Source organism: Mucilaginibacter sp. PAMB04168 (genome assembly GCF_039634365.2).
Taxonomy (GTDB): Bacteria; Bacteroidota; Bacteroidia; order Sphingobacteriales; family Sphingobacteriaceae; genus Mucilaginibacter.
This window is the reverse complement of the sequence record NZ_CP155079.2, coordinates 1,944,755-1,968,540: the sequence shown is the minus strand read 5'-3', so window position 1 is coordinate 1,968,540 and position 23,786 is coordinate 1,944,755. Positions and strand designations below refer to the sequence as shown.

Below are 23,786 nucleotides of genomic sequence, written 5' to 3'. Positions count from 1 at the left end.
TTTCTTACTAGTTAACATTATAAACCAACTTGCACACCGAAGGTTATTGTGCGGTATTGGGGAACAATTCCTGAATAACTGGCTGCCTGCACCTCTGGGTCTGTGCCTGTAAATTTGGTTAAGGTAACCAGGTTATAGGCCTGCCCATAAACTTGTACGTTTCTTATGAAAGTACCTTGCAATAACTTAACGGGTAGGTTATACGATAAGCTTAAAGTTTTTAAGCGAACGTATGAACCGTCTTCGATCATATGCGAGTTTACCAAACTGTAAACAGATGTATAGGTGATACCACCGTTCTGATTACCTGTTGGTGCACCAGTGTTATAATAAGGACGCGGAGTGTCAGTTATATCGCCCGGCTTCTGCCATCTGCGCAACTCCGACCTGTCCTGATTACGATCAAGCGTGCTACCCATACGTCTGAGAAATTGCGCATCAACGTTATTTATCTTATTACCATACTGATACTGTATAAACGCAGACAGCGAAATGCCTTTATAAGTGAAGGTGTTTGTTAAGCCACCATAGCCCTTAGGAAGCTGACTGCCTATTTTCACGCGATCATCAGTCGTCGGATTGTAAGTGATATTGCCGTTTCTGTCGTAAAACATTGCGTTACCGTCAGCAGGGTTGACACCCGCATAACGGTAGGTGTTAAAGGTTAGCAACGGCTCTCCCACAAAGTAAGTGTTACTAAGTGTCTGTAAGCCATCATTCAGTTCTAGCAGTTTACTCTTCAAGAAAGTAGCAGTTGCTGTTGTTGTCCACTGGAACTTCCCGGCTATATTTGTTGTGTTTAACTCTATTTCTAAACCTTCATTTCGCAGCTTACCGATATTGTCTCTATACGTTGCAAAACCACCGTTTACGGGTAAACTTCGGTTAAGCAACAGTTTTGATGTATTTTTTATAAAAGCTCCAACGCCGCCGCTTAATCTTCCTTTAAAGAAAGAGAAATCAACGCCAACATCTGTAGTTTGAGATTGTTCCCACGTTAGATTGTCGTTTCCTAAAACTGGTGTTAAACCAGCACCGCCCGCATAACTGCCACCTCCATTACTAGTGAACTGTGAAAGCGCATCAAAATCTCCTATTGCCGAATTACCTAATACACCGTAGCTGGCCCTTAGTTTCAGATCGTCTATCCAATTAACATTCTCTAAGAACGATTCCTTGTTAATACGCCATCCAATTGATCCAGCAGGGAATGTTCCGTACCTGTTATTTACACCAAAACGGGAAGAACCTTCATGGCGAACAGTTGCTGACGCAATGTACTTATCGTTGTAAGAATAATCAACGCGTGAGAAATAGCCAATACGTTTATATCCCGTGTAAAATGCAGCAACGGCTGAGGGTGTTGCTGCAGAATTAAGCGTACGCAGTTGATAAGTTGGAAAACCAGTACCTGTGGCGCTATTACCCTCATTACCTTCAGTTTTATAGGTGACACCTGCGATTACACCTAACTTGTGCCCACCAAACGAGTGATTATAGTTAAGGGTTTGATCGGTATTGAAGTCGGTAATAAACGTGTTATACACTGCAGCTCGCCCATTAACCTGTGAACCATCAGGTGTTCTTGGATCCTGAAAACGGTCTTCAGCAATATTAGTGTAATCTATAGAGTATGAGGATCTAAAGCGGAGATCTTTTACAATCTGATAATTTACATTGAAGTTACCAGTTAACTTTTTAGTTCTGGCTTGGTACACGTCAAAAGCTGTAGTTTGTACTACGTTGTTGGTGTACGCACCTGGAATAGGAGTATTAAAAGTACCATCGGTTCTATAGATCGGCACATACGGCGGAATTAACATAGCAGAACGGTTAGGGCTTGCAAAACCAGTACCGCCCGGGGTGCCATTTTGGGTATAAGCAGCTAAATTAATTGTGCTGCCAAACGAAATTTTTTCGCTCACCTTTTGATCCAGGTTAACACGAACAGAGCCACGACTAAAATCCTGGCCAATGGTTTGACCAATTTGTTTGTTATAAGAACCTGATACAAAAAATTTGGTATTTTCGTTACCACCGCTCGCGCTGAGGTCATAATTTTGTGCCCCTCCCTTCCTGAATACTGCATCCTGCCAGTCATACGTAGGAGCTGATACTGGGTCACCAAATGAATTAAGCAAATTAACAACGTCAGGGTTACCGCCTTGATTAGCTGGCCTCAGTGCAAGAGCTATACTACCATAACGATTTATTATCGCTTCACGAGACAATTGGATAAACTCAGGAGTGTTTAGCAATTCCTGTTTTCTCACCACTTCCGAATAGCCACCATAAGCACGGAAATCAATTTGAGTACGGCCGGCTTTACCTCGTTTAGTGGTTACAATTACTACACCATTAGCAGCCTGCGCACCATAAATGGCAGCAGCAGCGGCATCTTTCATAATATTGATCGACTCAATATCATTAGGATTAATACCGGCCAATGCGTTAGATGTTGGAAAATTACGGGTCTGATCGCCTGCTACCACTTCAACACCATCAATAATATATAGCGGCTGCGTACCTGCATTAATTGAGTTCACACCACGTATGTTTACAGACACGTTGGCACCAGGGATACCGCTGGCTGATGTAACCTGCACACCAGCTGCACGGCCGTTCAACGCGTTATCAAAACTTTGTACCGGTACGTTAGCTATATCCTTGCCCGACACTACCGAGTTGGCTCCTGTTAAATCGCGTTTGCGTTGCTGCAAACCGTAACCGGTTACTACTACTTCGGTAAGCGCTTTACTATCAGAGGTTAGCTTAACATTTAATACGCTTTGGCTGCCCACCGGCACTGTAGTAGTAGTAAAACCTACGTAAGTGAATATTAAGGCTGATGAACCTGCGGGCAGGTTAATAGTGTAATCGCCCTGAGCGTTGGTTTGCGTACCACCACTGCCACCGGCAACTTTTATAGATACGCCAGGCAATGGCAGGCCGTCGTCACTTCCTGTTACCTTTCCGGTTACTGTCCTTTGTGCAAAGACAGCCGTTATTGACAGTGAATATAAAAATAAGAAAATGAGTAATTTTTTTTTCATGTGTTAATAGTTTAATTTTTAGCACTTTATAAAAAGCATTAAGGGGTATAATATGGAGTAGATATATACCGGTTAAGCCGGGTTACGGAGGGTTAATACAAATCATAGATCTTTTACAGTAATGAAATCTTTTATGTTGATTGTTATCAATTCATCAGTTCAACTGGAACTGATTTGTAATTTTATTAATTACCGCATGGCTGGGATATGCGATAATCACCATTTTGATTATTTCAGCACATTTTGACGGAAATATGGAAAGGGGCAGAAAAAGGGGTATAAACAGAATAGGCGGCATACTAATAGGCCACCTTGTCTATTCTCGTTTTGGTAAAGCTAACCGGTTACGCTGTAAGTTTATACTGCAGCGGCGTGGTGTGATATTTACTCTTAAATAACCTAATGAAAGAGCTTGGGCACTCGAAGCCAACCAGGTGCACGATCTCGTTAATGGGCATGTTAGTGGTTTTAATAAGGTGCCTGGCGCGTTGTAACCTTATTTTGGTAAGGTATTGGTGCGGCGACATATCAAACGCCTGTTTAAATGTGCGCAGGAAGTGGTTGACCGACAGGCAGGCATACTCGGCAATATCATCAAGCGATATACTTTGATCATAATTGCCCAGCATATATTCTTTAGCCAGGTTCAGCCTCCGCAAAATTTCAATTTTAGTGCTGTGATTTAAAAAGGTAAGGCGGGCTTCTTTGTCAAAGATTTCTTCCTGGTATACCTTGTAATAATTAATTAGGCAGTGGTACAGATACTCATTGAGCAGGAACTCATCTTGCAGGCCGCGTTCGGTTTGCTCCTTTAAGTGGAGCAAATTATACCTCATGTCCCCTTTTAACGGGTACAATGTCTCCTCGAAGTTGTAGAGTACAGGTTTATCGGCCGGGTTGGCCAGCAGCGCCTCTTCCGTTAAAGTTTGCGATCGAAGAAAATCGCTCAGGTAAGTACGGTCAAACGTGAGCGCGAAGGATTGAACCGGATCAATGGCATCTATTCTGCTGGTAAACTGCGTATCTTCATTCAGTATCAAAAACGTATCGGGGTGTACGGCAAGCTGGCGCTTACCGATCTGGTAGGTTTCTGAGCCTGAGAAAACGAAGCGGATACTCAGATTGTCAGCCATTTGCATTTGTTGCTTTTGGCAGGTGGTATCACTTGCAATCTTGTTGTTGTTCTTAAGTACTTTCTGGTATTTCATATCTGAGGCCTCCTGTTAACTAATCCTCATAATTTCTTTGCTCAAACAACACATAAGCGTTGCCGCTCATATCAGTAAACTCAGCCGAAAGTCCATTGGGTGAATACTGCGGACCGCCATTGAATTGAATACCGGCAGCACTTAGTAAATGGTAATCCTGCAACAGGTCCTGTGTGTTAAGCAGCATATTGCTTTTATGGTTGCCGGTCAATGTAGGATCTTCAATTAGGCCAATAACAATGTTATCGCCTGTTTTAACCAGTTTGCATGGATTAGCGTTGTGGTACACCCCGTCGCCCAAAAGCTCAAACCCCAACTTCTCGGTGTAAAAGCTAATCTCGGTTTGCAAGCTGTTTACGAAAACAGGTATATAATTAATTTTTAGGCACATGGTAAACCCTTCTGCTCAATTGTGATACGTATATGAATGCGCCGGCAATAAATTAAAGTGCAAGGCATTGCTAGGTGTATTTCAAAAGTAGGAGAATGGCATATCCAGGTAAATCACCCTGAAAGGGGGAAATTGCACATTTATGAAAGCTGAGATCGATAATGAGCAAAAGCCAACACGTAGGTAAAACTTACTTACTTGTTGGCTTTTTAGTGTAAAAAGGGTGATATTAAGGGTGATTTCAAATCAGCCTGTTTTGCTTGGCAATCTTAATAGCGTCGGCTTTTGAGTTTACGTCGAGTTTATGATAAGTATTCCGGATATGGCTTTTTACGGTCTCCAGGTCTATAAAAAGCTCAGTGGCAATTTGACTGCGGCTCTTGCCCTCCCCTATCAATTGCAGTATTTGTGTTTCGCGCTTGGATAAAGGCGAATCCTGATTCTTTTGAAACGAGCGGATCACTAGTCGTGCTATGTTTACACTCATAGGACCTCCCCCTTCCATTACCTCCTTAACTGCCTCAACAATTTTAGCAGCCGATGTATTTTTGGTTAAGTACCCCGAAGCGCCGTTAGATAGCGCTTCAAAAATAAGGTTCTCTGATTCGTATACGGTTAATATAAGGATATAGGCGTCAGGTAAAATTTTTTTGAGCTTGGGTAATGCTTCAATCCCATTTATTCCGGGCAGCTCAATATCCAGCAATATAACTTCAGCACCGGTGTCCTCCATCAATTTGCTTGCTTCCTCAACCGAGGCATAAGCTCCTACCACCCGATAACCAGGCGTATTGTTAATTAAAAACTCATAGCCATTTCTTATGGTCTCATCATCCTCAATTATTGCTATTTTAATTGTGCCTTGTTCCATAATTTCATTTAGCTACAAACTGCTTGTACTTGGGTATCACAAAAGTTAATTGTATACCAGTACCTTTATAAAGTGCCGAAGTGATCTCCAGGTCACCGTTGATACGCTTTACCCTTTTGTTGATGTTGCCTAACCCACGCCCTTTATGCGCTTGCTGGGTATCAAACCCTTTCCCATCATCCTTAATAGTGACTTTAATCCAATTATTCTCTTCAAGCGCTACATTCATAACCACATGGGCAGCGTGTGCATGCTTTAGTATATTGGTCAGTATCTCCTTGCATATCATGGTAAGATTACGGCAGTACTCCATGGGTAGCTTTATCTTGTCGAGTTTGCCATCCACGTTTTTGAATTCAAAACGAATATCGGTATCCTCAAAAAGTTCTCGGCCAAAATCTTTAACGTGCAGCAATATTTCATAAAGGTTATCACTCTTTGGATCCAGCGCCCAAAGTATGTCTTTGGTACCTTTGTAAAGCGCATCTACGTTTTGCTTAATTTGCTTAACCAGGTTTTGCTGCTCTTCCTCACCCTTCAACTTGGTGTTCAGTATATCTGATAGGACGCTGATGCGGGTCAACTTGTTACCAAGATCATCATGAAAATCTTCGGCGGTTTGCCGCCTGATGTTCATCTTCTCCTGCTCGCGGATAGTCTCAAGGGTTAGCTTACGCCTGGCTTTCTGGCTGGTGTAATAATATTGAATGGCCACACCGGCTAACACCAGCAACAACACGCTAATAAATCTGAACGTAAGAGTTTGATAAAAAGGCGGCGATATGATAAAACTGTACTTCAGCGTTTCGGTGGCCAGCATCTTTTTAGTTACACCTGCTCTTATAAAAAAAGTGTAATTGCCCGGTGGCAGAGATGAATAATCCACCTCGGTACTACTAACCGGTTGGGAAAAACTACTATCCAACCCGGTAAGTTTGTACTGGTAGTAAACACTGGCCGGACTTTGCAAATATATGCCCAGATAAGAAATACGTATATGGTTCTGCGTATGGTCTAAGAGCAGCGTATTGGCAAGCCCCTGTTTTTTATCCGGTACATCGGCAGCATCCAGCATGGCTTTTTGTTGGTTCTGGAAAACCTTAATAGATTGTATAATGAGATGCGGTTTGCCTTCAATCTTCTCTTTGCTGCTACACCGGTAAATACTGAGCCCCTTTGTATTGCCTATATATATACGCTCGTTATCATACAAAATGGCATTCTGGTTAGCTTCGGCAATTTTACCCTTGTCGGTAGTGGTTTCTAATACCTCACAGGCCATTGTACGGCGGTTAAAAGTTAAGCGGTTAACGCCCCTGCCGGTACCCACCCATATAAAGCCAAACTTATCGGCCGTTATACTGTAAATAATATCTGAATTCAGGCCATCAGCAGCCGTATATCTTCGGTATCTCCGGGTTTTCAAATCAAGTACGATAACGCCTCTGTCGCCGGTGCCTAATAACAGGTACCGGCCATAGCGCATCATGCAGTAAATAGCCGACGAGTTGATAGCCGGCATGTTAAAACCGGGATCATAGTGCTTCTTAACAATAAGCTTCAGTCCTTCCAGTCCTCCAATTAATACCGAATCGTTACCTAAAGGTAATATGGAGGCCGAAAAGGAATGAATGTCTTTAACAGGCGTTATAACATCGTTTTTGATCCAGATAACCCCACCTGGTGTTGTTGCCCAAAGCGTACCATCATCGCTTGATGCAATTGAGTTCACTGTTTTGTTTTGAGTACCGTTAACCAAGCTAAACGCCTTACCATCATACTTCCATAAGCCGCCATGACTGGTACCTATCCAAACATTGCCGGCTTTGTCGGTATGCATGCTTTGTACATACCGGCCCATGCTGTTAGGCGGCCCTACCCACAATTGGGTCAGTTCTTTACCATTGTACTTCAGCACTCCAAAACCGTCTGTTCCAATGAGTATATTACCATCGCGTTGCCTGGCAAAACCCATTACAATAATGTTTGATTGCCAACCGGGCACGTTGGTAAAAGTGAGATAACTGTCTCCCTCATATTTATAAAGGCCGCTGGCGCCCACGCCAAACCAAAGATTGTTACTGCGGTCATTGAAAATATCGGTTACCGATTGATCAGCAAAACCGTTGCTGGCATTAAAGTGTGTAAGTTTACCCTTACCTACACGGTAAGCTCCCCAGCCGGTACCAATCCACAGGTTAAAGTCTTTATCCTGTTGCATGCAAATGAAAGTGGCTTTGTTTTTAAGCAGCTCGGGTTCGTAAGGCGTTAGCACACCATTCACTTGTTGATAAATAGCGTCTTCGGCCAATATAAAGAACCGGGACGGGTTAGCCCGGTCAAATAACAGGCGTTTAAATACTTTATCGCTTATTGACTTTGGGAAAAGTGCTACCGGCAACCATTGGCTAAGTGTATGTTTATATATTCCCTTGCCATACACCACGATATAAAGATCTCCGCTGGCGTTGGTGGCTATACTGGTAATGGATTGCTTTAAGGAATTGGGCAAAGTGACCGGCATAACGGTCTTGCCTTGGGTTTTGCATAACTGATTATCCATAAGCAACCAGGTTTGGCCTGCCCGGTCCTGAACAATACTGGTTACAGAGTGGTGCTTAATAGCCGACGGTAAAGCATAATTGAATACCTTGTTGTTAACCGAAACCGATAAGCCTGCGCTCGACCCTATCCATAAACGCCCCTTGGGATCGTTAAATACACTAAAAATAAAATTACTATTGAGGCTCTGCTCTTTAGTTAATGACATGAACTCCTTACCGTCGAAGCGACAGGCACCACCCAGTGTTCCCACCCATATGCGATGTTCCGTATCTTCGGTAATACGATTTACCTGCGATTGAATAAGCCCATCTTCAATGTCATAATGTGTAAAAATGTATTTCTGCGCGTAGCCTTTAACCGTTAGCAGCATGAGCAACATTCCGGCTATCACTATACGAACAAATACGAATGTGTGTTTAAACAAGGCGTTAATAAAATAGGTTGAAAATTACACAAACATAATAACAGCGTGTGCAGTAATAGGAAAAATCACCCTTATGGGGTGATTTTTCCGTCGGTATTGAACTGGAATAAGTTACGCTATTGTCTTTTTTTGTAACCAGCGCCTTACAGGTTCGTCATAAAATTTGAGGCAAACATAAGCCAACACCAACGCCGAAACAAAAGTAGCAAGCGCCCAAGGCCATGCTTCCTGAAAAGTTGCGCCATGCCTGCGGCTTACCCAGGCCGTATACAGGTAAATAAGCGGGTAATGCGTAATATATAAGGGGTAAGAAATATCGCCTAACCATTTACAAAGCTTTGATGAAAGCCGGCCAGTTACTTCTCCGCTGGCACCGAGGTATACAATAATCGGGAATGCCAATATAATGCTCAATGAATCGTACAAACCGTTTGCCCATAGGTGTTCTGCGCCGCCTATGCGAGGCATAGCCAAAACAACTAAAAGCAAAATACTGCACCATAGAAAAGCATTCTTAACTTTTGTGATGTTTGCAGTGCGCGAAAGTAACAAGCCGCCAAAAAAAGGAAACATTAGCCGGGTAAAACCTATACGCAATCCATCGGCGTTTAATGCCCATCCACCTATCACATCGCCAGACTTACTGGTTACGGTGTAGTGAATGAGAGCAGCGCCAGCAACGGCCACTAATATACTCAAGGCAGTTTTAGAGAACTTTCTCACAAACAGCGCATACAATATATTGGCGATGTACTCAAAGAAAAGTGACCATCCGGGCCCATCTAACGGATGCATTTCCTGCCAGCCCCTAATATCGGCCGATAGTGGCAGTGGTATTAAGGTGAAGCCTATCAGCATAATTAGCAGCATTTTCCAAAGTGGCACTGCGTGTATATCAGGCCAAAGCGCACAATCCTGGTAGTAAAATAATGTTGCACCAATAAGCATACCCATTACCACCATAGGCTGAAGCCTTACCAACCTGCGTTTAAAGAAGCCACCAACGGTTAACTTATGCCAGCGGTCGTCATAGGCGTAGCCAACAACAAATCCTGAAAGCAAAAAGAAAAAATCAACTGCCAGGTAACCATGATTAATAATCTGATCCAGATGACTTGTTGAATGGGTTTCGAAGATGTGGAAGGCAACAACGGTAATGGCAGCCACACCCCGCAAGCCGTCCAATATAGGGTAATGCGGTTTAGCAGTTAGTTGGTGATTTAATTGCATAATAGTATTGAACGTTTGGCTGCTTGCGGTGGCAAGTGGCTAAGCTGGATGTTAATAATCCGGCCAATATAACAATTGCTTTTGATGCGTACAGAAACCAGCACTTAAGCCGGCTCAGTAGACAAGGTAAAAACTTCTAGCAATAATTTATTTTATCATCGAAATGTAATCTTAATATAATTAACTATATTAGATCCCTTTAATGGTCAAATCATGAAAACCTTAATTGTCACTGCTGCCCTGGCTATTGTTTTTTTAGAAGCCCCGTTGCCGCCTAAAAAAACAGGACAACCATGCACCTCATATAAAGCCGGTAAAGAGTGTAAGACTACCTTCAACACCACAAACTATATTCTTAAAATCATAGGCCTTGGTGCCTTAATAGGCGAGTAAATCACCAAACCGGTAAGGGCACATGTTGCATTTGCTTGGGCAAACAGGTATACTTGCATCATTTTGTGACATCCGGTTAGATGCAGTCCGATTAGGATTGAAAAAATAAAGGTGTGAGAGAACAAAAGTTGTAAATAGCAATAAAGAATATTTAACTAGGCTTCTATCCATCTCATGTTGGTTGTAAATAGCAACAAAAATGCCCATTCAAAAAAATGAACGGGCAGTATCAGCCATAATAATTTTAGTTCTATTATAAAGCGGTTTTAGCTTTTGATATATACTTAAGCTTAATAACGCTTTTTATGCTTTGATATTGTACATGAAAATACATTTAACTATAAAGTTAAACGTTAATTAGGCTTTCGCATGTTTAGTAATAGTGATAATAATTGCTAAAACCGAACGCTAAATTTTCTCGTAGTTAATCTAATATTTGCCGATTTAACGATTAAGTAAGATGACTAAAGATAAAATAGCTGATATCATATCTCGTCAGGAAGCACTAAGACTGAAGTATGTGGTTTTTTTCAAAACGGGAGTTATCTCGCCCCAGGTATTCAAAACACTTACCACCCTTTCACACAGAATAACCGAACAGGCAAAATCTTTTAAACAGTTGATTTAATGAACCCGCTAGCCTAATGCCTTAGGGTTAAGTGTGATCGAAACATAAACATCATGCACGATTCGACTTCCCTTATTATAAACAAGCTTTTTCACTAGAAATTTAATGTCTCTCGGCTACTAGTAGGTCAAATTAAACACACCATCTGTTATGACCACGTTGCCGGTTAAGTTGCCGATTGGTAACAAAGTTGCTGTAAAAGTGCCGGATATAATCTTTAAAACCGGATCGATAGAGGTGACTGTAACTGTTCCGCTACCGCCATTATTGGAGCCCCAGTGCTTGTAGCCAAGTGTTCCGGTTGAATATGTAATGTTGGAGGTCGGTGTGTTTTGGATCGTATAACTTCCTACTCCGGTTATGTTATCCAAATTGATCCTTAAACTTGTCATAGCGTTATCAAAACCTCCAGAATTACTTGCCCCCATAGTCAGCGTTGGGGCATTATAGTTGCAGCTTACAACGGTAACTCCGCTAAACCTAACGCCATTAACCAAACAGTTTAAAGTATGGAGATATAATGGAATCTTAATCTCTCCCAAGTCAGATTTCTGGCCGGGAGCGATGCTTACGGTTAATTTATTGGGAGATCGGCGGTTCCTATCGATGATATTAAACCCTACCGTATAAGTGCCCGGAAGCAGTGCAGGTGATACAAATTTTCCGGTGGATATATCCGGATCGATATAAACTAGGTCACGGGTTTGTTCATTGGTTAAATTAACCTTGGCTGTACCAGCAGGAACGATAGTACCGCTCATAATTCCTGTCACGTTGGGCGTTTCAAGGATGACTTTGTTCAGGTACGTATCTTGATTTCCAGGTACAGTCCGGTCAAGATCTGCCGGTGCAATGGACGGCGCAGCAGCGGTAAAGTGTATAATATACGGACCAGGAACTACACCGTTAAATTTATATGCCCCGGTAGTTGCATCAGGGGTTACGTCATAGCTAAACTTACTGGTTGTGTTGGTAGCTGTTATCTTAACTACTGCTCCTACAGGTGCAATAAAACCGGTAATGCTCCCTACAGCTGCACTGAAAGTCAGCGTGCCTACATCAGTAATCTGGCCGGCAGTAACGGTTAACGTTTGACTACCCAGTAAGGCATACCCAGCTGAGGCGAACGGCAGTAAGGTGTAGGTTCCTGCAGGAAGGTCAGCAAACCTGAAAACGCCACTTGCATCAGGTTGCACTTTCCTATAAAATTTTGACCCATCAGACACTGACACTTCGGTAGCTGCTCCTGCAGGGCTAATGACGCCAATAACACTCCCAGTTGCAGGCGCATTTCCCGTTGCAGGGCTTGTAACGCCCGATGTACCGGCTGTAGCAGTTGGCGAATCCTTTTTTTTACAGGAATAAAAGCAAGCGATGAAAACAAGCAGCAGGGGTAATAAGCTTTTCATGACAAAGTGGTTTGACATCTGTTGAAGTTACGGCTGATGAAAGTTCAGTCCGTGTCAATACTTCTACAAAGCTATAACTCTCAATCTGGGCATCAATCCCGCAAATTGGGGGATTTGGCACGAATAACTGTATTAAGGCTTAAAAAGACGTACTTTAGTGGGCCATGCTATTCGAACGTATTGTCACGTTTTTTATGCCCCAGGGAATGCGGTACAACGCAAGCCATCCCAACCATCATGAGTTTAGAATTGTGGTCAGCACTTGCCTGATTGGTTTGCCTTTAATGTTGTTGTTCCCACTGCCTTTATATTCAATGAGCAAACCGGTAATCGGCTATCTGATCAATGACCTATTGGTGATCATAACGCTGTTTTGTACAAGATTTTTAGGCCATTACCGTATTCCGATGACGATTACTGCCTTGGTTACCTATTTCATCGTTTACGACTGGATTAGAAATTCCGGACTGATTTATTCTTCTAATGTAAGTATTCTGCACATGTACCTGCTATGCGCCATTTGGGCCGATAAGCGTTATGGCTGGTGGGCTATACTTTCCAACCTTATCATTTTTGTTTTTATTTATAACCAGACACTGCATGCCGGCTTAGACGTACAAATGCAAAGAACGTTGGGCGGACCATTCTATGCTTTGGTGATGAACTGTTTGATTACGATCTTTTTTGGCGGATTCCTCGCGTATTTGCAGTTTGACCAGGAACGTGACCGACTTAAAATTGAAAACTTGAAGGAACAAAAAATCACTATGCTTGATGAAGCGGTCAAAAAAAGAACAGAACAATTGAATAATATGCGCGAAACTATTGCTACAGATTTTCATGATGAGACGGGCAACATGTTATCGGCTATAACCCGGCAGGCATCCTTGTTAAAGCAGAAATTTGGCGAACAGCAAGACATAGGTCCGATTGTAGAAAGTATAATTAAAAACAGCAATGGTTTATACGCCAGCAGTAAAGACTTTTTATGGCATCTTAACCACGACAGCGACAATCCGCAGGAATTGTTTGATTATATGACCGCTTATGGACAATTTTATTACAACCAGTTTGATATTGCTTTTTCATCATCAAACGATGAATGTCCGCTTTTTCAGCTTGCGCCATCAGCAGCGTTAAATATTATATATATCTTCAAAGAGGCGATGACCAATGTGGTAAAACATGCAGAAGCGCGTGAAGTACTATTTGAGATGCGTTGCTGTTCAGGTCAGCTTACTTACAGTATACAGGACGATGGCAACTGGAAGGCTGCTGATATTAATGAACAACATTATGGATTAGCTAATATGGAGTGGCGCTGCCAAAAGAATGGATTTGAGTTTACATTGTCAAATCAGCCAGCCGGAACCCGAATAGAGATCACCGTGCCAACAAGTACAGCTGTTTAACGCATGAAGAAGAAGATTGCCATTATTGAAGATAACGTTGTGATCAGGAACGGTTTTGCTGCCGTGATTGACAGCGCTGCCGACTACCAGGTATGCGGCCAATATTCTTCTTGCGAAGAGGCATTGAAAAAGCTGGTGACCGATACTCCCGACTTGGTACTGATGGACATTGACCTGCCCGGCATGAACGGTATTGATGGCACCATGCAAATCAAAAAACGACAGCCTGAGTGCATTGTTCTCATTATTACCGTGCTGGAAGACAGTGATAAGGTATTTCGTTCGCTATGTGCAGGCGCAGGGGGCTACATTGTTAAAAACTCGGATACGGATGGAATTGTCAGAAATCTCAATGAGGCCTTTTCGGGAGGTGCACCTATGAGCCTCAATATTGCAAAAATGGTGGTGCAATCCTTCAACCGGCCGCAAAACTCGCCTCTCTCTGAACGGGAAACGGATGTGCTCAGGGGCATTGCTGCAGGTAAAAGCTATACAAAAATAGCGCTTGACCTGTTCATCAGTAAAGAAACCGTTCGCAGTCACATTAAGAATATCTACCAAAAATTGGCGGTTAACAGTAAGGCCGAGGCCTTAAAAGTTGCCGGTAGTAACAAGTGGATTGTGTAGCTCTCCAAACGTTTCCCTTTAAATATCCCCCAGTTTGCAGGATTGTACAGGCGTTTATTGTGCCTTAACTTTGAATGGTACCTGTTTACCAAATCATCGTTATCACATTGAAAAAACTTTTACTCTTTAGTTTCCTTGTAGCAGTTATTGTTGCCGCTTGCAAGAAAGACAAAATTTCCACTCCCCGATCTGAAATCATTCCACAAAGCAATAATACTCCAACACCTGGAAATCCTAATACACCGGCTGTAGCCATAACGGTTACAGGTGTAAGCCCTTTAGCTATCAGCGCCGGAATGTCTGTGGATATTTTAGGTAGCAATTTTGGCTCCTCACTAAGTGAAGTATCTGTATCACTAAATGGCGTACCCGCAACAGTTAAGTCGGTTACTAATACAAAAATTACTGTTATTGCGCCGGTTACAAACAGTGGAAAGGTAACAGTAACCATAGGCAGCCAAAGGGCAGAAGGGGGTGATTTTTATTATGATAAAGCCAAGGATTTGCCTACATCTGCTTATACTTCGGGCGATGTGATACTGAATACACAAGCGCAGGTAGATGCTTTTGTGACATTGAATAAAGACAATCCGGCACTTACCATCACTGGCAATCTTAGCATAACAGGGTTTGAAATTACTTCCATTGCCGGATTGGATAATATACTGATTGCTGTTACCAAAGATATAAGTATTAACACGTTAATACTGCGTGATATTAACCTAAGGAAATTGACGTCTGCAGGCTCTATAACTTTAGGTCCAAATTCTATATTTGCAGGTGTAGACCTTGCTCCTAATGGACCTCATTCAGCAGCAACAAGCATCGATCTAAGCAGTTTAACTAAAGCAACTAATCTTTCTATTGTTTCTTGCCCGCAACTTACAAAACTTACGTTAGGTAAACTGAGCAGTTTGAATACGCTATATATATTTGCCTGCCCGCTGCTTACTGAAGCAGATTTTACATCGCTCACCTCGGCGGCAAGCATACGCCTGTACGAGGTCGGGCTCCATTCATTAGCCATAGACAGGGTAGCCAGTGCATCTGACATCACCTTGAGCATCATGCCTAATTTGCGTTCCATCAGTTTTAGGGCACTACGGCAGAGTACGATCCTTAGAATTAACGATTGCCCGCAGATTAATCACATTGATTTTAGCACGTTAACAAAAATAACCAACTCACTAAACCTGGTTAAACTGCCTGTTATTGACATGAGTGCATTTGCGAAGCTGCAAAGTGTCAGCGAGCTTATAGTTTCTAACTGTGCTAACTTAAAAAGTTTCAAAGGTTTAGAAAACCTCACTTCGCTATCGCTCAACGCAATCAGCACCAATGGTATATTGCCGGCCAAACCCGTAGGTTTAACAATAACCGGCAATCCGGTTCTAACATCATTGTCGGGCCTGGATAATTTGAATGTAACCTGGGCAAGCATAACCAACAACCCCTCCCTTTCAGATCTTTGTCCGTTTAAAAAGCAATTAATTCTGCTAAATGCCTTACCGCTTTACTCATATAAAAGATACATACCCAGCCAAATTGATACGAAACCATCGCGCACTGTGATTGAAACCAGCATTGCGCTTACACTTACAGGTAATGCCCAGTATGCTACACAAACGTCGGCCATAGCTGCGTTGGCAACGTGTCCATAGCGTTGATAACATTCACCGCTGTTAATAATGGAAAGTAATTTTCAACAACAGTTTTTCATCAGTTATTATCCGGATCATAACGGCTACCCGGTAAATCACGCTGTTGCAACCGAGTGAACAAGCCACTGTATGAAACATTTTTCAGCTAAATACGCCCCTGGTTGCCCACTTACATTAGCCCATCATCAGGTTCCAAAGCTATTGAGTACCCTGTCATCCTACTAATTGATGTACTCACTTACTGTAGCGCTGAAGACATTAAAACTGCTTTACATGCAGTACCCGGTTCTACAAACATAGGCACGGCTAAGCATCAAAACACGATAGTGAACTTTCCCAAAAGCACCAAAGATGCAGTTACAAACACAACTTCCTTGCACTATTTGCCACGCAATTCAGATTTAGCGGGTTAAATCTGAGCTTGCTATTAACTTAAAATCCTGAAACTTTGAATGCGGAAGTAGCAGCTTTCTTGAGCTGAGCTGCAAACTCGTCACTGACTTCTGCTGGCTTATATTTTACCTTTTTCAATTTACCACCGAAAAGGTAGTGATACCAAACCAATGATCCCAGGTAGCAGCCGGCAACATTGGCGTGATTTGGATCAAACTTCAGGGTTTTATCAGGTAGCCAGTAATAGCCCATATTTAAGGAGTATGGTTGAGGTGGGATTTCCGGATATACCACCGCTTTTACTACAGCTTCGCTAACTGGCTGATATGCCCAGCTACGGTTGTTCCGCATAATCCAGAATGCCTCGCCTGTGGGAATTATACCTGTGTGCAGCTTGCCTGCAAATGTTAAGTAATTAGCTTTTAGTTTTTCGTGCATCTGTTCATCATTTGCAGCTTCTTCCTTTTCCGTAATTAGGCCCCATTGTTTGGCATCTCTCCTGTAAGCCCAGGTTTCGTGAAGTACAATCCTTGCTTTTGGCTGCTGCTTTTTGATGAACTCATAAAGGTTACTGATATAAGGCTCGTAAGTTGCTACTGAAGACGACAAACGCGAATATTGCTGAATGGTAACAATGTCCCACTTATCAGCCGCAAGTAATTCCTTCATTGATTTGCCTTTGTATATCTTCCCTTTTACATCATCAGCATTAGCTTCTGCAGCCACAACGCCATCCCAATGTTGTTTCAATGAACAACCGCCCAGTTCGGCACGGCCAAATTTTATGATATGGCCACCTTCTTTTGCAAGCTGCGGCAGGTAGGTAGTAGCATTTCCCGAAAAGCTGTTGCCAATTATAAAGATCTTCAGCGTATCATGCTTTGAAACGGAGAAACGGCCTTGAACGGCGAACCCGCTTGACGAAAATGTCAGTAATAAGCAAATTAGCAGAATATAACGTATAGGTGTAAACTTCATCTTAGTAATTTAATTCTAGCGTTCTTTTTAAAACCTCCATCTTACAAAGGCTTCAATAGCTTCATATTCGGCCAAGCCGAGCATGTTGTAACAACGTGCGGTTTCGCTGGTACGATCCTCTGCCCTCACCCAAAACTCACGCGCATCGTCGCCCGGGAAAACCGGAATGTCTTTTTGTGATTGGTGTTTGAAGATGGCCAACCGCTTGCGCTCTACTTCCTGCGGTGATAGTGGTACAGCCATCTCGATTTCATGAATGGCGAATTCATGCCATGCACCACGGTACAGCCACAACCAGCAGTGTTTAGTCCACTCCTCGGTTTCCTTTAACCTGATCAGGGCTTTCAAAACTACATCAAAACATATTTTATGTGTACCATGCGGATCTGCGAAATCACCTGCAGCAAAGATTTGGTGAGGCTTGATGCTGTTGAGCAGTTCCATGGTCTGCCTGATATCATCCTCATAATCACTCACCTTCTCGTATTTAAAACGATCATAAAATGGCAGGGCCATAAAATGAATACGCTCATCAGGTAAACCCGCAAAGCGCGCACCGGCAATGGCTTCACCTTTTCTGATCAAGCCTTTAACTGTGCGCACCTCTTTAGTATCGGCTTGGTTGGGCTGCTTGCTTTGGGTAAAGATGCGCATATCAGCGTACATATTTTGCAGCTGGGCAACGTCAAGCCCCTGCGACTTGTTAAAGTCAATGGTAAATTCCATGAAGCGCAGCACATCATCATCCCATACGGCGGTGTTGCCCGATGTTTGGTAAGCCACATGCACCTCATGCCCCTGATCGGCCAGGCGAATGAATGTGCCTCCCATTGATATTACATCATCATCAGGGTGTGGCGAAAACACAACGGCCCGCTTAACAGCGGGTTGGGCGCGTTCTGGCCGTTGGCTATCGTCTGCGTTGGGCTTACCACCAGGCCAGCCGGTAATGGTGTGTTGCAGTTTATTAAATATGTGGATATTAATGTTGTAAACCGGCCCCTTTTCGGTAGCCAGCTGTGCCATGCCATGGGTATTATAATCTTCCTCGGTTAACTTGAGGATTGGTTTATTTAACGTTTGTGATAACCAAATTACTGCTTTTTTTATGGTTTGCTCATCCCACACGCAATCTTTTACCAGCCACGGCGTATCTAAGCGTGTCAACTCAGATGCGGCGTCCCGATCAACAACAAACTCTACATTCTGCGATAACTGCAAATAAGTGGCCGGCACTTCACCAGAAATTTCGCCTTCTACAGCTTTTTTGATGATTGGCGCTTTTTTGGCGCTCCAAGCCATCAGAATGATTTCCTTAGCTTTGAATATAGTGCCAACGCCCATGGTTATTGCTTTGGCAGGAACATTCTCTTTACCACCAAAGTCGCGTGCGGCATCGCTACGTGTAAGATCGTCGAGGGTAACCAGCCGGGTACCGGAGTTAGGTGCCGACCCTGGCTCATTAAAGCCTATATGCCCGGTACGTCCAATGCCCAGTATTTGCAGGTCCAGTCCACCAAGATGGGTAATTTTCCGTTCATATTCCAGACAAAATGCAGCAATCTGATCCTGACTCAGCGTACCGTCGGGAATGTGCACATTGCCGGCATCAATGTCGATATGATTAAACAAGTTCTCCTTCATGAAAGCCACATAGCTCTGAACCGACGTTGGTTTCATAGGATAGTATTCGTCGAGGTTGAAGGTGACCACATTTTTAAAGCTCAAGCCCTCTTCCTGGTGCATGCGCACTAATTCGGCATATACTTTTATTGGTGTAACGCCTGTAGCCAAACCAAGTACTGTAGTTTTGTTTTCTGCCTGTTTAGACCTGATCAATTCGCCTATGCGGTGGGCTACAGCAATACTGGCCAGCATAGAGCTTTCATAAATTGTTACCGGTATTTTTTCAAACCTAGTTTCTTCAAGTAAGTTTAAACGCGCCATTTATATGTTGAGGTTATATGATATATTTTCATGAAATTACTCTTTGTGCCTTATGAAACAGGCAATAAATTAAAGTCCTCTCTTAGTTAAAAGAGAGGACTTACTAAGTAATTAAGATAATGGATCGGCTGTTAATGCTTTCTGTACCTCAAGTGTTTTATATAACTGGTAAAGCGCTCTTGGTATATGGAAACAACCTTTCCATTTGCCACCTTTCAAATTCAGCAAAACTTCACCCTGCCGGTTGAGGTAACCAAACCATTCGCCATACTGATCATCACGATAGTGCGACCATGTATAATTGTGCAGTATATCGAACCACTCTTTGCAATCTTCATTACCGGTTAACTGGTATGCTTTGGCCATACAAACCAAAGCCTCCACGTGCACCCACCAAAGTTTCTGATCCCACTCCAACTGTTGCACAGGGTGGCCTTTAATGTCTTTAAAATAAAGTATACCGCCGTGTTTTTCATCCCAGCCAAACTTTAATGTACGCAGGGCGATAGTTACTGCTTTTTCAATCAAACTGCGATCGTTACGCCGCACACCCAGGTCCATGATGAACCACATGGCTTCTATCACATGACCGGGATTAAGTAAACGCCCTTCATGCGAGTCAGAAAAGCTACCATCGAGGTATACATTCTCTACAATCATCCCGGTTGCATCATCGTAAAATACATCAAGCACCTCGTGCAGCACTTCTTCTATCAAATTGTCCACCAATTGTTTGTCCAGCAGATGCTCCAACTCAAGCGAAAGGTTACAAAGGATCATTGGCAGTGCAAAGTTTTTCAGATCGCGCGTGCCCGGAAAGCCTTTGCTGTATTTGCCTTTCGGGTTGTCACGACGGCGCAAAATGTTCTCGAATGTATCTTTAGCTACCTGGCCGTATTCGTCTTTACCATCAACTTTATACAATGCACCAAGGCCCATGGCGGCAAAGCAATCTGAAAAAATGTTGTAAGGCTGCACAAGCGGCTTTCCTTCACGGTTAAGCGAAAAGTAAAAGTTGCCATCAGTATCCCTGCCATTTTTTAAAATAAAGTCGGCTCCATGACGAGCTACGTCCAAGAATGCAGGATTTTGTTCTACGTTATTATACAGCATAGAGTACGTCCAAATCTGGCGTCCCTGCAGCCACATGAACTTGTCGGTGTCATATACCTGGCCGGCACGGTCCAGGCAGGTGAAGAAACCCCCATGCTCCTTGTCAATAGAATGGTTACTCCAGAAAGGAATGATATTTTCGAGTAATTCTTTTTTGTAAAGAAGACTGTAATCTTGCATTGTTGATGTAGTAATAATGTTATCTGTTTTTGGTATTTGTAGAGTAAGCGAAACTTTCTCTATTATAAATAGTGGCTGCTCTTTAAATATTCTATCCATGTGACGTAAGCCTTTGGCTTCAGGTGTACACCATCAAGCGTGAGCTCGCGTTTTAGTTTACCTTCTGCGTCAAGGAAGAGCGGATGAAGATTGATAAAAGGTATCTTTTCTGTCGTAGCTAAAGCCTCTATGCGTTTGTTCAGTTCCAGCACCATAGCGTTCCGCCCCGCGGCATAAGGCTGCTTCAGCATATCTTCGTTAATAGGAAGCACGCTTTGGATGTAAAGCTTTGTTTTAGGTGACTTAGTTCTAACTGCGCTGATGATGCGCTTGTAGTTGCTAACCGTTACCTCATAAGGCAGCTTACGAAACAGATCATTAATGCCGATGAGCAGAAATATCTTAGATGGCTCATCAGCCAGAACCTCATTAAGGCGGGCACGCAAACCAAAGGTGTTATCGCCGCCAATGCCACGGTTAATTACCGGCTTTTTACCGGCAACTAGTTCAGGCCATTCGCCATGTTCGGTAATGCTGTTACCCAGAAATACGATAGCGTGTTTCTGCACCGGCAACGCATGGAAAAAATCCATACGCTCTGTATAATGGCTGTTGATATAATTGCTGTCAATCTTAACCTCCTGCGCAAAGGCTGCATAAGCCAGACAGAACGCCAACAAACCAGTTGTTAAAAACTTAAATCCTATTACTTGTCTCATTATATTTATTCAGGTTCAATTATTTAACTACGATAGTTAATTGTTTAACAACACTGCTCGAACCAGTATTTTTGCCGTTAGTGCCTACAAATGTTACCGTGTAAGTGCCTGGAGTGGTATAAGTGTATTTATAGTCGTTTACAGTTTGCAAATAGGTTTTAATAGGTGCAGCAACATCGGGATCTACATTATTGGGAAACAAAGCTTTTGTAAGCGCCCAGTCTTCTGATGCTACCAAGGTACTGTTGGGATTAAAGAAAATGAATGGTGCGGCAGTTTGGATCGTCCATTTATTAGCGGTGTTAACAAAGTCTATAGCTAACCAGCCTGCTGTTGACGCTGATGATACGTTTAGTACACTACCATCAGGCAAGGTATTGGTTAAATCGAACGCATAAACACGCCAGGTATTTTGTGTTGGCGTGGTTCCTGTAACTGCATCCCCGGTGTATTTAAAAGCAAAGTAAATAGGTTTACCTGCTACCGGCAGATCCGATATATCAACCACGCCTGAAGGGGTCTGAACACCAGATCCGCCCGGAACAACGGTTGATAGTTTGAACCTACTGGTGATATCTGTCCAGGTAGCGGCCCTAACGTTTGCGGCATCATACAAACCATTAAAGTCGGTTGAATAAAGCAAAGCAAGGTTATTGGGCTGGCGACCGAAAAGCACTTGAGTAGTCATGCTTAAGCTAACTTTTCCGTTAGCTGTGGTACGGTCTTTAAATTGATATTCTTTGCCTTTCTCGCCCGAGTAAAAGCTAATCACATCAGGATCACCTGATATTTTAAAATTTACTGCCTCTCCTACCTTGTACTCAGCTTTATCGGTGTCTACGTTGAACTCGGGAGCTTCAACATTTTTATCCTTGCAGGAATATATCAGTGTAAGACCAATCAATCCTATGATCAATCTCCATGTGTGCGTCTTGTTCATCTTTTTCAAATGTGATTGATTAAAAACCTTTGTTTTGTGTCATGCTTGGGTTAACTGACAGCTCTCTGGCCGGTATGGCAAAGAGGGTGTCGCGGTCAGTTACGTTTTGGCCAGAACGTGCACCGTAGCTGTATGTTGAGCCTGCACCGGTGGTGATCTCATTGGCTACTGCCTTCATAGTCGGTACAAATACACTCCAACGGATAAGGTCAAATCGGCGCAGGCCTTCATAACCCAGTTCAAGCGAGCGCTCCCTGCGCACGGCTTCGCGGAATGCTGCCTTGTCGAAACCGGTTGCCAAATCGGCCTGTGTGGCGGTGGCCAGCCCAAGCGGAACACCATACGCACGTTCCCGAACAAGGTTCACGGCGTTGTAAGCAGCAGCTGTTGGGCCGTTTACTTCGTTTTCGGCTTCAGCAAACATCAGTAATACATCTGCATACCGTAGCAGTGGGAAATTGATGGCCGACGTGTTAGTAAACTTCGTAGAATTCCCTTCAAACTCCCTGCGCCATTTGGCATCAAAACGGTTATAGATCTGCGCGGCGGTAAATGGAACCTGAACAGACGAAGTTGATGACGTATAGCTATAAGGACTGATAGACCAGTCACGGCGTAAATCGCCTAAAGCGAAGGAGTTATAGTAACGTGCCGTAGTACGTTTGGCGCCATAGCTGTAACCTACCGTTGGATTGGTAGTACCTATGCCATTGATTACTCCTACCGAACCACCTTCGTCTTGGGTGCCATTTTTTAAGTTAAACTCAACCTCCCAAATGCTTTCTTTCAGGTCATAAATGTGAGCGCACATATTTTTGAATACCTGTTTGTAATCAGGGTTCAGCGAGTGCGGAGCATCAGTCATTACCTTGTTAGCCCATTTACGTGCCTCTGCAAAGCGTGAGGCATCACGCATAGGGGCACCAGCCATTTTAAGATTTACCCTGGCCAGCATACCCCATACCACCGATTTGGTTACACGGCTGTTATAACTGTAAGCGGTATTAGCGCTAACCATATCAGCGGCTTTTTCCATATCCGAAACCACCTGAGCATAAACAGCACGGTAAGATGATTTAGGAAAATCTGTTTCTGATACTGTAGCAGTTGCTGTAAGTCTCAGCGGCACATCGCCCCAGTTGTTTGCGAGTATAAAGTAGTAATACGCCCGCAGAAATAAGGCCTGACCTCTTGCATTATCCTTAGCTACCTGGCCCATATTAGCCTTGTCAATATTGTCAAGAAGCATGTTTGCCTGGTTTATCCCCTGATATAAGGTAGTCCAGGTAGATAACAGCTTGGCGTCGGCCGGGCTGTAGTTATACAAAGCTACGTCTTGCACAGATGATGGAAGCGAATAAAAGCTGTCGTCTGCTATATCCATTTCGAACCACAAATACCGGCCATAAGTGCCGCTTTTGCCTAAGGCATCGTAAACTCCGGTAAGTGCCGCATTAACCTGCTCCTCGTTCTGGTAATAGTTAGCAGGCGAAACAAAGTCTGTAGGTGTGGTATCCAAAAATTTTTTGCACGCAGTGCTGCATAAAACACCCGCACAAGTAATTATAGTGATCAAAGTTCTTTTCATAATAATATCTAATTACA

The 23,786-nt window shown here is 43.2% G+C and carries 18 protein-coding genes; 5 read left to right on the top strand and 13 right to left on the bottom strand.

The genetic code is table 11. The features are described from left to right. Window positions 1-17: 17 nt before the first annotated feature. The 6 genes from ABDD94_RS08545 to ABDD94_RS08520 form a co-directional block, all read right to left on the bottom strand. Entirely contained in the window at window positions 18-3,053 is a 3,036-nt protein-coding gene (locus ABDD94_RS08545; RefSeq protein WP_345955504.1) for a TonB-dependent receptor, read from the bottom strand. 344 nt (window positions 3,054-3,397) lie between these two features. Beyond that, the gene (locus tag ABDD94_RS08540; protein ID WP_345955503.1) at window positions 3,398-4,261 is read right to left on the bottom strand and encodes an AraC family transcriptional regulator; all 864 of its coding nucleotides are present in this window, start codon (window positions 4,259-4,261) and stop codon (window positions 3,398-3,400) included. A gap of 19 nt (window positions 4,262-4,280) precedes the next feature. Further along, window positions 4,281-4,652, bottom strand: coding sequence for a VOC family protein (locus tag ABDD94_RS08535; RefSeq protein ID WP_345955502.1), 372 nt, complete (start codon window positions 4,650-4,652; stop codon window positions 4,281-4,283). A 241-nt stretch (window positions 4,653-4,893) separates the two neighbouring features. Further along, on the bottom strand, window positions 4,894-5,523 hold the full coding sequence (locus tag ABDD94_RS08530) for a response regulator transcription factor (RefSeq protein WP_345955501.1): 630 nt from the start codon (window positions 5,521-5,523) through the stop codon (window positions 4,894-4,896). 4 nt (window positions 5,524-5,527) lie between these two features. Then, window positions 5,528-8,512, bottom strand: coding sequence for a two-component regulator propeller domain-containing protein (locus ABDD94_RS08525; RefSeq protein ID WP_345955500.1), 2,985 nt, complete (start codon window positions 8,510-8,512; stop codon window positions 5,528-5,530). 111 nt (window positions 8,513-8,623) lie between these two features. Then, window positions 8,624-9,742, bottom strand: a complete 1,119-nt coding sequence (locus ABDD94_RS08520; protein ID WP_345955499.1) for an acyltransferase — start codon at window positions 9,740-9,742, stop codon at window positions 8,624-8,626. 213 nt (window positions 9,743-9,955) lie between these two features. Here ABDD94_RS08520 and ABDD94_RS08515 point away from each other — a divergent pair, with 213 nt between their 5' ends. Both ABDD94_RS08515 and ABDD94_RS08510 read left to right on the top strand, forming a co-directional pair. Then, the gene (locus ABDD94_RS08515; RefSeq protein WP_345955498.1) at window positions 9,956-10,135 is read left to right on the top strand and encodes a hypothetical protein; all 180 of its coding nucleotides are present in this window, start codon (window positions 9,956-9,958) and stop codon (window positions 10,133-10,135) included. Window positions 10,136-10,595: 460 nt separating this feature from the next. After that, window positions 10,596-10,763, top strand: coding sequence for a hypothetical protein (locus ABDD94_RS08510; protein ID WP_345955497.1), 168 nt, complete (start codon window positions 10,596-10,598; stop codon window positions 10,761-10,763). 119 nt (window positions 10,764-10,882) lie between these two features. Here the strand turns inward: ABDD94_RS08510 and ABDD94_RS08505 are convergent, their stop codons facing one another. Beyond that, entirely contained in the window at window positions 10,883-12,172 is a 1,290-nt protein-coding gene (locus ABDD94_RS08505; protein WP_345955496.1) for a carboxypeptidase-like regulatory domain-containing protein, read from the bottom strand. A 314-nt stretch (window positions 12,173-12,486) separates the two neighbouring features. On the opposite strand from ABDD94_RS08505, the gene ABDD94_RS08500 reads away from it, so the two are divergent. The 3 genes from ABDD94_RS08500 (at window position 12,487) to ABDD94_RS08490 (ending at window position 15,872) form a co-directional block, all read left to right on the top strand. Then, the gene (locus tag ABDD94_RS08500; RefSeq protein WP_345955495.1) at window positions 12,487-13,584 is read left to right on the top strand and encodes a histidine kinase; all 1,098 of its coding nucleotides are present in this window, start codon (window positions 12,487-12,489) and stop codon (window positions 13,582-13,584) included. A 3-nt stretch (window positions 13,585-13,587) separates the two neighbouring features. Further along, a complete protein-coding gene (locus tag ABDD94_RS08495) occupies window positions 13,588-14,211 on the top strand; it encodes a response regulator transcription factor (protein ID WP_345955494.1) in 624 nt (207 codons plus the stop codon). A gap of 107 nt (window positions 14,212-14,318) precedes the next feature. Further along, a complete protein-coding gene (locus ABDD94_RS08490) occupies window positions 14,319-15,872 on the top strand; it encodes an IPT/TIG domain-containing protein (RefSeq protein WP_345955493.1) in 1,554 nt (517 codons plus the stop codon). A 432-nt stretch (window positions 15,873-16,304) separates the two neighbouring features. Here the strand turns inward: ABDD94_RS08490 and ABDD94_RS08485 are convergent, their stop codons facing one another. The 6 genes from ABDD94_RS08485 to ABDD94_RS08460 all read right to left on the bottom strand — a co-directional run bounded on the left by ABDD94_RS08485 (window position 16,305) and on the right by ABDD94_RS08460 (window position 23,769). Continuing rightward, window positions 16,305-17,243: a DUF4886 domain-containing protein gene (locus tag ABDD94_RS08485; RefSeq protein ID WP_345955492.1), complete on the bottom strand. Its 939-nt coding sequence runs from the start codon at window positions 17,241-17,243 to the stop codon at window positions 16,305-16,307. A 27-nt stretch (window positions 17,244-17,270) separates the two neighbouring features. Further along, window positions 17,271-19,190, bottom strand: coding sequence for a glucosamine-6-phosphate deaminase (nagB, locus tag ABDD94_RS08480; protein WP_345955491.1), 1,920 nt, complete (start codon window positions 19,188-19,190; stop codon window positions 17,271-17,273). A gap of 111 nt (window positions 19,191-19,301) precedes the next feature. Beyond that, complete coding sequence (locus ABDD94_RS08475; protein ID WP_345955490.1) at window positions 19,302-20,582, bottom strand: AGE family epimerase/isomerase; 1,281 nt, start codon at window positions 20,580-20,582, stop codon at window positions 19,302-19,304. Further along, entirely contained in the window at window positions 20,546-21,241 is a 696-nt protein-coding gene (locus ABDD94_RS08470; protein ID WP_345955489.1) for a GDSL-type esterase/lipase family protein, read from the bottom strand. The genes ABDD94_RS08475 and ABDD94_RS08470 overlap by 37 nt, the downstream gene beginning before the upstream one ends. Before the next feature lie 19 nt (window positions 21,242-21,260). Further along, window positions 21,261-22,181 carry a DUF5017 domain-containing protein gene (locus ABDD94_RS08465; protein WP_345955488.1) on the bottom strand — a complete coding sequence of 307 codons (921 nt, stop codon included), beginning with the start codon at window positions 22,179-22,181 and terminating at the stop codon, window positions 21,261-21,263. 19 nt (window positions 22,182-22,200) lie between these two features. Next, complete coding sequence (locus ABDD94_RS08460; protein ID WP_345955487.1) at window positions 22,201-23,769, bottom strand: RagB/SusD family nutrient uptake outer membrane protein; 1,569 nt, start codon at window positions 23,767-23,769, stop codon at window positions 22,201-22,203. Window positions 23,770-23,786: the final 17 nt, after the last annotated feature.